A 13,406-nucleotide genomic window follows, 5' to 3' on the forward strand; every position below is an offset into this window, starting at 1 on the left:
GCTGCCTTCAGGTTGCAGGGATACCCGCCAGTTCTCGAAATTCCGCCTCGCTGAGCACGCGCACGCCGAGCTCGGTGGCCTTGGCGGCCTTGGAGCCGGCATCGGCGCCGACGACCACGAAGTCGGTCTTCTTGGAGACGCTCTTGGTCACCTTCGCGCCCAGGGCTTCGGCCCTGGCCTCGGCCTCGGCGCGGGAGAGGGTCTCCAGCGTGCCGGTGAAGACCAGGGCCTTGCCGGCGAAGGCGCTGCCGGAGGCATCGATCTCGGCCGCGTCCTCGGGCGTCACATAGCGCAGCAGGTCGTCCAGAGCTTCCAGATTGTGCCGCTCGGCGAAGAACTCGACGAGCTCCGTCGCGATCGAGGGGCCCACGCCCTGGATGCTCCCCAGCTCCTCGCGCGCCTCGCTGCCGATGATCCGCGCCTCCAGCATGCGGGCGCGCAGATTGCCGATGCTGTGATAGTGCCGCGCCAGCAGCTTGGCGTTCTGCGCGCCGATCCGCCGGATGCCGAGGCCGAAGAGGAAGCGCTCCAGCGGCACGCGGCGCCGGGCTTCGATGGCGGCGAGCAGGTTCGTGACCTTCTTCGCCTCGCCCTTCGCGCCTTTGCCCCAGCCCTCCCACTGCCGCATCCGCTCGGCGTGGTCCTTGAGCCGGAAGAGGTCGGCGGGGCTTTTGACCAGGCCTTCGTCGTGGAGCTGGAGGATGTTCTCCTCGCCCAGCCCCTCGATATCCATCGCGCCACGGCTGACGAAATGCTTGAGCCGCTCGACCGTCTGGGCCGGGCAGATCAGCCCGCCGGTGCAGCGGCGCACCACGTCGTCGCCCTCGCGCACGGCATGGCTGCCGCAGGCGGGGCAGATGGTGGGGAAGACATAGGGCGGACCGCGATCCGGACGGTCGGCATCGACCACGCCCACCACCTGCGGGATCACGTCGCCGGCGCGCTGGAGCGTGATGGTGTCGCCGATGCGCACGTCCTTGCGCGCGATCTCGTCCTCGTTGTGCAGCGTCGCGTGGGTGACGGTGACGCCGCCGACGAAGACCGGGGCCATGACCGCGCGCGGGGTGAGCGCGCCCGTGCGGCCGACCTGGATCTCGATGGCGAGCAGCTTCGTGCGGGCCTGCTCGGCGGGGAACTTCCAGGCGATGGCCCAGCGCGGCGCGCGGCCGACGAAGCCGAGACGCGCCTGCCAGTCCAGCCGGTTCAGTTTGTAGACGACGCCGTCGATCTCATAGGGCAGGCTAGCCCGCTTACTGGCAATCTTCTGTTGGAACTCGACGGCGTTGGTGACCGGGGCTGAGAGGGGGTTTACGGAAAAGCCCCAGCGCCGGAGCAGGCAGAGCCATTGCCAGTGTGTCTCCACGGGGGCCTCGCTGGCTTGGCCCATGGCATAGGCGAAGAGCTTCAGAGGCCGCGACGCCGTGATCGCCGCGTCGAGCTGCCGCAGCGAGCCGGCGGCAGCATTGCGCGGGTTCACCGGGATGGTGACGGCGGGGCCGAGTTTCTCGCCGCGCGCCTTGCGCGCCTCGCGCTCGGCCAGCGCCTGCTCCTGCTCGGCGCGGAAGGCGAGGAAATCGGCGCGGTCCATGAAGACCTCACCGCGGATCTCGATGAGATCGGGGAAGGGGGCCACCAGCTTGAGGGGGAGGTCCTTCAACGTCCGCATGTTGGGCGTGATGTCCTCGCCCTCGATGCCATCCCCGCGCGTGGCGCCCTTCACGAAGCGACCATGCTCATAGAGCAGGTTCACGCTCAGCCCGTCGATCTTGGGCTCGGCGATGAAATCCAGCGGCTCCGCCTCGGGTAGGTTCAGGAAGCGCCGGATACGGGGCTCGAATTCGAGAAGGTCCTCGGGCGCGAAGGCGTTGTCGAGGCTGAGCATGGGCGCCAGGTGGCGTGACTTGGCGAAGCCCTCGGCCGCCTGGCCGGAGACCTTCTGGGTGGGGCTGTCGGGCTGCCGGAGCTCGGGGTGTTCCGCCTCCAGCTGGCGCAGCCGGCGCATCAGCGCGTCGTATTCCGCGTCCGAAATCTCGGGCGCATCGTTCTCGTAATAGGCGCGGTCGTGCCGGAGGATCTCGGCGATGAGCCGGGGAATCTCGGTGTCGGGCGTGTCGCTCATGCGCCTATCTCCGGCGGATTGCGGTCTGCGGCAAGCATGCGGACGCCGCCTGTTCCTCTCAGGCCGCCCCTTCTAGAAGGCTGGCCGCGGCGGCGCGGGCGGCCTCGGTCACGACCTCGCCGGCCAGCATGCGCGCGATCTCCTCGCGGCGGGCAGGGGCGTCGAGCGGTATCACCCGCGTCTCGGCGGCGGTCCCGCGCACGGATTTCGCGACCTGCAGATGCTGCGCCCCGCGCGCGGCCACCTGCGGCGAATGCGTCACCACCAGCACCTGGAGGCGCTCGGCCACGCGGGTCAGCCGCTCGCCTACGGCGGCGGCCGTCGCGCCGCCGATGCCGGCATCCACCTCGTCGAAGACCAGGGTCGGCACGGGCGAGCCGCGCGCCAGCACGACCTTGAGCGCCAGCATGAGCCGCGAGAGCTCGCCTCCCGAGGCGATCTTGACCAGCTGCCCCGGCGTCTGGCCTGGGTTGGTGGCGACCAGCAGCGTCACCCGGTCCATCCCATCCGCGCCCCAGGCGCTGTCCTCGCGCGGCGCGACCTCCACGACGACGCGGGCGCGGTCGAGCTTGAGCGGCGGCAATTCCTTGGCCAGCGCGCGCTCCAGCTTGCCGGCGGCGGCGCGGCGGGCCTCGGTGAGCGCGGTGCCGGCGGCGACATAGGCGGCGCGGGCCTGCTGCCGGGCGGCCCGCAGGGCGGCGACGCGGCCGGTGCCGGCGTCCAGGGCCGAGAGCCGCTCGCGCAGGTCGGCCAGGTGCTGGGGCAGTTCCACCACGGCGATGCCGTGCTTGCGGGCGGCCGAACGCAGACCGTAGAGCCGGTCCTCCAGCACTTCCAGGCGCCGTGGATCGGGCATGGCGTCGGAGGCGAGGCGTTCCAGCAGCTGCTCGGCCTCGGCCAGTGCGTCCTGCGCGGCGGTGAGGGCAGTCAGCGCGGGGGCGGCGGATTCATTGGGCGGGGGCAGGCGCTCCAGCGCGCGGACGGCGCTGCGCAGGGCCGCGCCCGGATTGGCCGAGCGGCGGTCGCGCGGCTGCAATTCGGAAAGGGCCGAGGCGATGGCCTCGTTGCGGCGCTCGGCCTGCTGGAGGCCCTGGCGCTCCTGGGCCAGGCGCTCCTCCTCGCCCTCCTCGGGGGCCAGCTTGTCGAGTTCCTCGACGGCGTGGCGCAGCCATTCCTCGTCGCGGACCGCCGCGGCCACGGCCTGTTCGGCGGCGGCCAGGGCGGTTTCGCTGGCCCGCCATTCGCGGAAACGCGCCGCCGCCTCGCCGCGCGGCTTGTCCAGCGCACCGAAGGCGTCGAGCAGGGAGGCATGGGTCGCGGGATCGGCGAGGCCGACCTGGTCGTGCTGGCCCTGGACCTCGACCAGCGTCGCCGCCAGCCGCTTCAGCAGGCCGACGCCGACGGGCTGGTCGTTGACGAAGGCGCGCGACCGGCCGTCCGCCTGGAGGACACGGCGCAGGACCAGCGCGTCCTCGGCCTCGATCCCCTGTTCGGACAGGATGGAGAAGGCCGGATGCCCCTCGGGCGGCAGGAACATCGCGGCGACGCTCGCCTGGGCCTGGCCGAGGCGCACGAGCCCGGCTTCGGCCCGCATACCGAGCGCGAGGCCCAGCGAATCCAGCAGGATGGATTTTCCCGCCCCCGTCTCGCCCGTCAGGACCGAGAGGCCCGCGCCGAATTGCAGGTCCAGGCGCTCGATCAGCACCACGTCTCGGATGGAGAGGGAGGTGAGCATGCCCGTGAAAGTCCGATCCGCTGCGGTTGCCATGAGACCGTAGCGGTGAATCGGCCTTTCGGCACACGTCCGATCCGCTGCGGTTGCCGTTAGATCGTAGTGGTGAAGCGGCCGTTGGACACGCCTCCGATCCGCTGCGGTCGCCCTTCGGCCGTCGCGGCGGATCGGCCGTTGTTCAAGATCAGAAGATGGTGCCCCAGGCGCGGCGGATGAGGCCGGGCCGGTCGTCGGCGGAGGCCTGGGCGCCGGGCGTCAGCAGCGCGTAGCTGTCCTGGTACCAAGGGCTGCCAGGGAAGTTGTGGCCCAGCACGGAGGCCGACTGCGCCGCCTCGTCGCGCAGGCCCAGGCGGAGATAGATCTCCGTCAGCCGGTGCAGCGCCTCGGGGACGTGATTGGTCGTCTGGTATTCCTCGACCACGCGGCGGAAGCGGCCGATGGCGGCGCCGAAGAGGCCCTGCCGCTGGTAGAAGCGGCCGATGTTCATCTCCTTGCCCGCGAGATGGTCGCGCGCGAGGTCCATCTTGAGGCGGGCGTCACGGGCATAGGCCGTGTCGGGGAAGCGGTTCGCGACGTCCTGCAGCGCCGCGAGGGCGAGCTGCGTGCCGCGCTGGTCGCGCTGGCTGTCGGAGATCTGCTCGTAATAGGACAGGGCGCGAAGGTAGTAGGCATAGGCGATGTCGCGATGCGCCGGATGCAGCTGGATGAAGCGGTCCAGCGAGCCGATGGTCTCGGTGTAGCGATTGCGCATGTAGTCGCCATAGGCGCCCATGATCTTCGCGTTGGTGGTCCAGGTCGAATAGGGGTGCTCGCGCTCCAGCGTGTCGAAGATCTCGACGGCCTGGCCGAAGCGGCGGGCCTGAAGGGCCTCGATGCCGGCGCCGTAGAGCGACTCGGGAGAGCGGTCGATGAGGCCCGAGGTTGCCGAGGGCGAGCTGAAGAGGGATCCCATGGAGCCGTCCCACGACGAGATCCCGCAGCCGGTCACGGGCAGGGCCAAGGCGAGCAGCAGGGAAGTGCGGGTCAGCAGATTCATGGCGAAGTTCGGCTCCAGTCGGGCCGCTCTATACCACGCGGTTCCCGGCGACTGCTAGGCTGCGGGGGGAGCTAGGCCGCGACCGGCTGGCGGTCGGAGATCTGCCGGACCGGGATCTGGCGGACGGGGCGGGCATCGGTCAGCGCATGGCCGCCGGCATAGCGCCAGGCCGAGCGGTCGGCCATCAGCTTGCGCAGAAGCTGGTTGTTGATGGCATGGCCCGAGCGATGGCCCGTGAAGCGCCCGGCGATCGGGGCTCCGGCCAGGGCCAGGTCGCCCACGACGTCGAGCAGCTTGTGGCGGACGAACTCGTCCGGCCGGCGCAGCCCGCCCGGATTCACGATCATCGTGCCGTCGACGACGATGGCGTTGTCCAGGCTGCCGCCGCGGGCGAGGCCGGCCGCGCGCAGGCGCGAGATTTCCTCGGCCAGGGTGAAGGTGCGGGCGTTGGCCAGCTCGCTGCGGAAGGTGTCGCTGGAAACGCGCAGCGCGAAGCTCTGGCGGCCGATGGCGGTCTCGCCGAAATCGATGGTCAGCTCGGCGTCGAGGGCGAGCTCCTCGGTCGGCGTCAGCTCGGCCCAGGCGCCGTGACGGTCCTCGACGCGGACCGGCTTCAGCACTTCGATCGTGCGGCGGCTGCCCAGGTGCTCGGTGATGCCGGCGCAGTCGATGAGGAAGAGGAAGGGATCGGCCGAGCCATCCAGGATGGGAACCTCGGGGCCGTCGAGCTCGACGATCGCGTCGTCCACGCCGGCGGCGGCCAGGGCGGCCATCACATGCTCGACGGTGCCGACGCGCGCCTCAGGGTTGTCGGCCAGGGCGAGGCCCGTGCAGAGGCGCGTCTCGAGGACGTAGTCGAAGCGGGCGGGAATGCTGATGTCGAGGTCGCTGCGATAGAAGACGATGCCCGCGCCGGAAGTGCCGGGGTGCAGCGTGAGCGAGATGTTGCGACCGGAGTGAAGCCCAATGCCCTTGCAGCCAATGCTGGAAGCAAGGCGACGGCGACGGCCGAGCGTCAAAGGTGCAAAACCATCCATATAGAGAAAGCCCCCGATAAAAATTGGCCGGGGGCTCCCCTCCGCCCGGTTTACTGGAGCTTAAAATGACAGCGCAGGGGCCGCGCGGCCACTCAAGCGTTGTTTCCCGATGTTTCCTGCTAAATGTCGGAAAAGAAGGCGAAATTGTGCCAATATTTCACGTGCGCAACCTTCGGCCGGGCCCTATGGGGCGACGGCGCACTACACTCGAAAGGTTGGGTGAATCGGCGCGGGGCGCCGCAAGAACGATCGAGGCGCGGAACATGCCGCGCCTCGATCGACGTCATTCAGTTGCTCTGGCGGCGCAGGAAGGTGGGGATATCGAGCCCCATTTCATCCGGCTGCGGCTGGGCCGGCCGGGGCTGGCGCGCGGGCTCGCCCAGGGACGGCTCGGCGCGCGGGGCCGCCATCGGTGCCTCGGTCTCGACGGTGCGGCGCATCAGCCCGGTCGCGTTCCGGAAGAGGCCGCGCCAGCCGGCGCCCTGAGTCGCATCGGCCAGCGAAGGCTGGTGCAGCGGCTGCGCCGGCGCGGCCGTGGGCATCGGCGCGGGCTGCACCATGACCGGCTGCGGCATCTGCTGCTCGGCATAGGTGTAGGGCTGCGGCTCCGGGGCCTGGGCCGCGACAGGGGCGGCCGCCATGGCCGTCGCGGCGGGCTGGCGCAGCAGGCCGGCGCCGCCGACCTGGACCGGACGGCGCGCGGGCGGCGCGGCGGGCAGGGTCGGCGCGCCGAGCGGACCGGAGGCGGCGCGAACCGGCACGGCGGGGGCGGGTGCGGCCATCGGCGGGTTCACCACGGCGAGGCGTGGACCGGCCGCGGCGGCGGCCGTCGTGTTCATGACCTCGCCCATCGAGGCGAGGTCGATGCCCGTTGCGACCACGGAGACGCGGACGCGGCCGTTCATGTTCTCGTCGATCGAGGAGCCGAAGATGATGTTGGCGTCCTCATCCACCTCGCGGCGGATGCGCATCGCGGCCTCGTCCACCTCGAACAGCGTCATGTCGAGGCCGCCCGTGATGTTGATCAGCACGCCCTTGGCGCCGCGCATGGAGGTGTCCTCCAGCAGCGGGTTGCTGATGGCGGCCTCGGCGGCCTTCACCGCGCGGTCCTCTCCCTCGGCCTCGCCCGTGCCCATCATGGCCTTGCCCATCTCCGCCATGATCGTGCGGATATCGGCGAAGTCGAGGTTCACGATGCCGGGATTGACCATCAGGTCGGTCACGCCGCGCACGCCCATGTAGAGGACGTTGTCGGCCATCTTGAAGGCCTCGGCGAAGGTCGTGCGCTCATTCGCCAGACGGAAAAGGTTCTGGTTCGGGATCACGATCAGCGTGTCCACGAACTGCTGCAGCTCTTCCAGGCCCTGGTCGGCGCTGCGCTTGCGCTTGGGGCCCTCGAAATCGAAGGGCTTGGTGACGACGCCGACGGTGAGGATCCCGCGCTCGCGCGCCATGCGCGCGATGACCGGGGCCGCGCCCGTGCCCGTGCCGCCGCCCATGCCGGCGGTGACGAAGACCATGTGGCAGCCCTCGAGGTGACGGGCCAGCTCATCGGTGGCCTCCTCGGCGGCCGCGCGGCCGATCTCGGGCTTGGCGCCGGCGCCAAGGCCCTGCGTCAGATGCGGGCCCAGCTGCACGCGGCGTTCGGATCGGCTGTTGATCAGCGCCTGCGCGTCCGTGTTCGCCACGATGAACTCGACGCCGTCGAGGCCGAGATTGATCATGTTGTTGACAGCGTTGGTTCCGCCGCCACCCACGCCGATCACGGCGATGCGCGGGGAGAAATCCGTGTGCTGGTTTACCGGCAGCGTCAGGTTCAGGGTCATTCGGTGAGGTCTCCTCGATCCTAGCTTAGAGCACCCGAAGCGATTCGAGTCTGCACGTCCAGGGTATTGCCGCCTGTTATCCACAGTCTTCTGCGCGAAAATCCATCATGGAGCCGCGCAGCTATTCCATGCCATCACACGCGTTCGCGCAACCAGGCGAAGCTGCGGCGGATCCAGCCGCCGTGCACGACCGGCGGGCCGGCCGCGAAATCCATGAAGGGGCGCCCTTCGCCGGCCGCCCAGGCCAGCAGTCCGATGGCCCCCGAGAAGCCGGGGCCCGAGGCGGTCTCGGGCAGGCCGCGCACCAGGCGCGGGCGGCCAAGGCGGATGGTCGTCTCGCGCCCCAGCACGCGCTGCGCGAGTTCCCGCGCGCCGATGAGCTGCGAGGCGCCGCCGGTCAGCACGACGCGCCGGCGCATCTCGGCGGGCAGGCCGCTGCTCTCCAGCCGGTCGCGCAGCAGCTCGAAGCTCTCCTCCAGCCGCGGGCGAATGATGCGCACGATCATCTCGCGCGGGATGCGCGCGATCTGGTCGTCATCCTCGCCGACCAGGGGCACTGGCAGCATCTCGCCGCGGTCCTCGGCGGATTCCAGCACGCTGCCATGCATGGTCTTGAGCCGCTCGGCATGGGTGATGGGCGTGGACAGCACCCGCGCCAGATCGTTCGTCACCTGCCAGCCGCCCACCGGCAGCTGCGCGGTGTGCATCAGCCGGCCGTCGGCGAAGGCGGCGATGCTCGTCGTGCCGCCGCCCATGTCCACCACGACGGCGCCGAGCTCGCGCTCGTCGTCCACCAGCGTGGCGAGGCCCGAGGCGAAGGGGGAGGAGACCATCTCCTCGGCCTCCAGCTCGCAGCGATGCAGGCACTGGCCGAGGTTGAACAGCGCGTGGCTCGCGGCATCGAGCACGTGCAGCCGCGCGCTCAGCGTGTCGCAGACCATGTTGCGCGGATCGTCCACGCCGCTCGTCGCATCCACCTGGAAGCCGAGCGGGAAGGAGTGCACCGCCTCGCGCCCCTCGGCCTCGGTGCGGCGTACGCCCTCGCCCATGATGCCGCGCAGGTCGGCCTCGGTGACGGGACGTCCCGCGACCTGCCAGAGGATGTTGTGCGTCCGGCTCTCCGGCTGGCCGCAGGAGAGGTTGACGATCACGCCCTTGAGCAGCGTGTCGGCCATCTCCTCGGCGGAGGCGACGGCGGCGCGGATGCTGCGCTCGGCCTCCTCCATGTCCACGATCGAGCCCGCCTTCACCCCACGCGACTTCTGCCAGCCGAAGCCCAGGGCGCGCGGCGTGCCGTCGCTCTCGATGCGGGCGATGAGGCAGACGACCTTGGTCGAGCCGATATCCAGCACGCCGAAGACGCCGGGCCGCGCCCGGCCGAGACGGATGCCCCGGCTGGGGACGTCGGCCTGCGGGGGGGTGTAGCGAACGAGCTCATTCATCCGCGCTGACTCCGGGCAGGGGTGGCAGTGGCAGGCGCGGCCGGCGCGGCGGCCTGCATCCGCACCACGAGGCGGTCGGGCAGGCGCATATCCACGGCGGCGAGCGGGCGGTCGAGCAATTTGTCGCGGGCCTGGAGCTCGGCGAGGCGGGCGATGGCCGCCTCCTCCTGGCCCTCGGGCAGCAGGACGTCGGCGCCGTTCTGCAGGCGCAGGTTCCACCGCCGCTCGGAGACGCGCACGATGGCCTGCACCCGGTCGGCGATCTCGGGCGAGCTGCGGAGCAGGTCGATCATGGCGGCGGCGTAGCGCTCGGCGCCCGCGCCGACGACCAGCGGCAGCGGGCCGAAAGCCTGGAGGCGCTCGCTCGCCATCACGTTGCCCTGCCGGTCTATCACCGAGAAGCGGCCCTCCTTCTGCCAGATGGCGAAGGCCTGCCGCTCGGTGATGCGGATCAGGATGGTGCCGGGCAGCCGCCGCTCCACATGGGCGTGCTGCACCCAGGCGATCCGCTCCAGCCTTTCCTTGGCGGCGTTGGGGTCGAAGTCGAGCATGGCCTCGCCGGGGGTGGTGGCGATGGCGTTCTGCAGGGCCTCGCGCGGGGCGAATTCGCGGCCCTCGATGCGGATCTCCTGGATGGAGAGGCCGGGGCCGCGGCCCAGCTCGGCCAGGCTGGCGGCGGTGTCGCGCAGCCGCGCGGCCGGGTCGAGCGCGACCACGCCGATCGCCAGCACGCCCACCGCGCCCAGCGCCACCGAGGCGAGGCCGACCTTCTGCAGGGCATTGCGCCAGCGCTTGAACCACAGGCGCGTCTTCGAAGGGCGCCGGGGGGGCTTTGCGGCATTGCGCGTGCGGGCGGTTTCCACCCTGGACGTTTTAGGGGCCATGGGCAGCCTGCTCCACCATCCAGGCGCAGAGCGCGGGGAAGCCGATGCCCTGATGCGCCGCCTGCTCGGGCAGCAGCGAGGTGGGCGTCAGGCCGGGCTGGGTGTTCACCTCGAGCAGGATCAGCCGGCCGGGTTCGCCCTGCGTGTCGTCGTAACGGAAGTCCGAGCGGGTGGCGCCGCGGCAGCCCAGCGCCTGGTGCGCCGCGACCGCGACCTCCATGGCCTTGGCATAGACGCTCGGATCGATGGCGGCGGGGATGACGTGGCGCGAGCCGCCCTCGGCGTATTTGGACTCGTAGTCGTAGAATTCTCCCGCCTCGGCGAGGATGTCGGTGACGGCCAGAGCGCGGTCGCCCATGACGCCCACGGTGATCTCGCGGCCGGGGATGAACTCCTCGACCAGCGCCTGGCCGAAGGTCCAGCCGCGGGCGATCTCGGCGCGGCGGTTATCGCCCGAGCGCAGGATGTGCACGCCGACGGAGGAACCTTCGTTCACGGGCTTCACGACATAGGGCCGGGGCATGGGGTCGCCGGCTTCCAGCTCTTCCATGTCCACGACCTTGTGCGGCGTCACGGGAAGGCCCGCCGCGCGGAAGACGGCCTTGGCGGCCACCTTGTCCATCGCCAGCGCCGAGGCGCGGACGCCCGAATGCGTATAGGGCAGGCCCATCCAGTCCAGCACGCCCTGGATGCAGCCATCCTCGCCGAAGCGGCCGTGCAGCGCGTTGAAGACCACGTCCGGCGCGGCGGCGCGCAGCGCGGTGATGGTCGCGGCGAGATCGGCGCCGGCGTCGATGGGCGTCACGCGATAGCCGAATTCGCGCAGCGCCGCGATCACCTGCCCGCCGCTGGCGAGGCTGACCTCGCGCTCGGCCGAGATGCCGCCATGCAGCACCGCGACATGGGTCTCCTTCGGATCGCGGCGGACCGAGGTGAACGCGTTCATGCCGGAACTCCGATGCGCTTGATTTCCCAGTGCAGGTCGATGCCGGAATGCTCCAGCACGCGGGCATGGACCTGCTCGCCCAGGGATTCGAGATCGGCGGCGGTGGCGCCGCCGATGTTGAGAAGGAAGTTGGTGTGCTTCTCGCTGACCTGCGCGCCGCCGAGGCGCAGGCCCCGGCAACCGGCGGCGTCGATCAGCGCCCAGGCTTTATGGCCCGGCGGATTGCGGAAGGTACTGCCGCCGGTGCGCGCGCGGACCGGCTGCGTCGCCTCGCGCGAGGCCCTGATCTCGGCCATGCGCATGGCGATCGCCGCGCCGTCGCCGGGCGCGGCGCGCAGGCGGGCGCGAGTGACGACGCCGCGCGGCGGCAGCTCCGCATGGCGATAGGCGAGCCGCAGCCCGGCCGCATCCAGGCGGACGAGGCCGGCGGGCGTGGCGATCTCGGCCCAGTCCAGGACATCGACGATCTCGCGCCCATAGGCCCCGGCATTCATGGCGATGGCGCCGCCGATGCTGCCCGGAATGCCCGAGAGGAATTCCAGCCCGGCGAGGCCGGCGGCGGCCGCATGCTCGGCGACGGTCGCGTCCAGCGCCGTGGCCCCGGCGATCACGCCATCGGCCTCGACCGTCACGGCGCCGAAGCCGCGCGCGGGCAGGCGCAGCGTGACGCCGGGCAGCCCGCCGTCGCGGATGATGAGGTTGGAGGCCGCGCCCAGGACCGTCAGCGGCGTGGCGGCGTCGAGCGCGGCCAGCAGGGTCAGCAGGTCCTGGACATCGGCCGGGCGCGCGAGCCACTCCGCCGGCCCGCCCACGCGGAACCAGGTGAAGGGCGCGAGGCTCGCGCCCGCCTCCACCCGGCCGCGGAGGACCGGCATGCGGTGGGGAGTGGCGTCGCGCATGCTCATGCGCGGCGCAGCGGGGTGACGCGCCCGCCCGCCCCGGGGCCGCCCTGGGCCTGAAGCGCTGCGAGCTGCTCGGGCAGCGCATGCGCCCAGGCGGTGATGTTGCCCGCGCCGAGGCAGATCACGTAGTCGCCCGGCTTGGCCATGGCGTTGATCATCTCGGCGAGGCTCGCGGGCTCGGGCAGAGGGACGACGCTGCGATGGCCGCGCGCGCGCAGACCCTCGACCAGCGCGTCCTTGTCCATGCCCTCGATGGGCTGCTCGCCGGCGGCATAGACATCGGCCACGATCACCGTGCCGGCATCGTTCATGCACGCGCAAAATTCGGGGAAGAGCTGCTGAAGCCGCGAGTAGCGGTGCGGCTGCACCACCGCGATCACGTCGCGTGCGCCGGCCTGGCGGGCGGCCTTGAGCACGGCCGCGATCTCGACCGGGTGGTGGCCGTAATCGTCGATGACCGTGATGCCGCCGGTCTCGCCGACGCGGGTGAAGCGGCGCTTCACGCCCTTGAAGCCGGCGAGCGCGGCGCGGATCACATCCTCGGGCACGTCCATCTCGACGCCGACGGCGATCGCCGCCAGGGCGTTCTGGACGTTGTGCTGGCCGAGCATGGGCAGGCGGAAGGGCTGCAGCGTGCGCTGGCGGCCCGTGGTGCGGTCCTGCACCGTGACCTCGAAGCTCGCGCCCATGCGGTTGGTCAGCAGCTTCTCGGCGCGCACATCGGCCTGCGGCGAGAAGCCGTAGGTCACGAGGCGGCGGTCCAGCTTGGGGATCATCTGCTGCACGCCGGGATGGTCGGCGCAGAGCACGGCGAAGCCGTAGAAGGGGATATTGCCGACGAACTGGGCGTAGCCCTCCTTCATCGCCTCCTCGGTGCCCCAGTGGTCGAGATGCTCGGGGTCGATATTGGTGACGACGGCGACGGTAGCGGGCAGGCGAAGGAAGCTGCCGTCGCTCTCATCGGCCTCGACGACCATCCACTCGCCCGTGCCCATGCGCGTGTTCGAGCCATAGGCATTGATGATGCCGCCATTGATGACGGTGGGGTCCAGCTTGGCCTGTTCCAGCACGCAGGCGATGAGGCTGGTGGTGGTCGTCTTGCCATGGGTGCCGCCGACGGCGATGCCCCATTTGAGGCGCATCAGCTCGGCCAGCATCTCGGCGCGGCGCACGACGGGCAGCAGCCGCGCGCGCGCGGCCTGGACCTCGGGGTTGTCCTTCTTCACGGCGGTGCTGACGACGACGACCTGCGCCGCGCCCAGGTTCTCCGCCGCATGGCCGACCGTCACGCGGATTCCGGCCTCGCGCAGGCGCAGCACATTCGCGCTCTCGGAAAGGTCGCTGCCCTGCACCGCATAGCCGAGGTTGTGCAGCACCTCCGCGATGCCCGACATGCCGATGCCGCCGATCCCGACAAAGTGAATGGTTCCGATGGAGAGCGGCAGCGCGCGCATCAACGAGGTTCCTGAAGCTGGTTGGCCC

At 70.9% G+C, this 13,406-nt stretch carries 10 protein-coding genes; all 10 read right to left on the minus strand.

What is annotated here, in order from left to right; genetic code table 11:
• Positions 1 to 7 precede the first annotated feature (7 nt).
• The 10 genes from ligA to murC all read right to left on the minus strand — a co-directional run bounded on the left by ligA (position 8) and on the right by murC (position 13,378).
• On the minus strand, positions 8 to 2,119 hold the full coding sequence (ligA, locus tag ACO057_RS03135) for an NAD-dependent DNA ligase LigA (protein ID WP_421988892.1): 2,112 nt from the start codon (positions 2,117 to 2,119) through the stop codon (positions 8 to 10).
• A 58-nt stretch (positions 2,120 to 2,177) separates the two neighbouring features.
• Positions 2,178 to 3,854: a DNA repair protein RecN gene (recN, locus tag ACO057_RS03140; RefSeq protein ID WP_421988893.1), complete on the minus strand. Its 1,677-nt coding sequence runs from the start codon at positions 3,852 to 3,854 to the stop codon at positions 2,178 to 2,180.
• A 181-nt stretch (positions 3,855 to 4,035) separates the two neighbouring features.
• On the minus strand, positions 4,036 to 4,887 hold the full coding sequence (locus tag ACO057_RS03145; protein ID WP_421988894.1) for an outer membrane protein assembly factor BamD: 852 nt from the start codon (positions 4,885 to 4,887) through the stop codon (positions 4,036 to 4,038).
• Positions 4,888 to 4,958: 71 nt separating this feature from the next.
• Complete coding sequence (gene lpxC / locus ACO057_RS03150; protein ID WP_421988895.1) at positions 4,959 to 5,906, minus strand: UDP-3-O-acyl-N-acetylglucosamine deacetylase; 948 nt, start codon at positions 5,904 to 5,906, stop codon at positions 4,959 to 4,961.
• A gap of 305 nt (positions 5,907 to 6,211) precedes the next feature.
• Positions 6,212 to 7,750: a cell division protein FtsZ gene (gene ftsZ, locus ACO057_RS03155; RefSeq protein ID WP_421988896.1), complete on the minus strand. Its 1,539-nt coding sequence runs from the start codon at positions 7,748 to 7,750 to the stop codon at positions 6,212 to 6,214.
• Positions 7,751 to 7,884: 134 nt separating this feature from the next.
• The gene (gene ftsA / locus ACO057_RS03160) at positions 7,885 to 9,192 is read right to left on the minus strand and encodes a cell division protein FtsA (protein ID WP_421988897.1); all 1,308 of its coding nucleotides are present in this window, start codon (positions 9,190 to 9,192) and stop codon (positions 7,885 to 7,887) included.
• Positions 9,189 to 10,055 (minus strand): cell division protein FtsQ/DivIB, encoded by an 867-nt coding sequence (locus ACO057_RS03165; RefSeq protein WP_421988898.1) that lies wholly within the window; start codon positions 10,053 to 10,055, stop codon positions 9,189 to 9,191. Before ACO057_RS03165 ends, ftsA begins: the two co-directional genes overlap by 4 nt.
• Before the next feature lie 10 nt (positions 10,056 to 10,065).
• On the minus strand, positions 10,066 to 11,022 hold the full coding sequence (locus ACO057_RS03170) for a D-alanine--D-alanine ligase (protein WP_421988899.1): 957 nt from the start codon (positions 11,020 to 11,022) through the stop codon (positions 10,066 to 10,068).
• Complete coding sequence (murB, locus tag ACO057_RS03175; RefSeq protein ID WP_421988921.1) at positions 11,019 to 11,921, minus strand: UDP-N-acetylmuramate dehydrogenase; 903 nt, start codon at positions 11,919 to 11,921, stop codon at positions 11,019 to 11,021. The genes ACO057_RS03170 and murB overlap by 4 nt, the downstream gene beginning before the upstream one ends.
• Positions 11,922 to 11,923: 2 nt before the next feature.
• A complete protein-coding gene (gene murC / locus ACO057_RS03180; protein ID WP_421988922.1) occupies positions 11,924 to 13,378 on the minus strand; it encodes a UDP-N-acetylmuramate--L-alanine ligase in 1,455 nt (484 codons plus the stop codon).
• Positions 13,379 to 13,406: the final 28 nt, after the last annotated feature.

It is taken from the genome of Roseococcus sp., assembly GCF_965227005.1.
Lineage (GTDB): Bacteria > Pseudomonadota > Alphaproteobacteria > Acetobacterales > Acetobacteraceae > Roseococcus.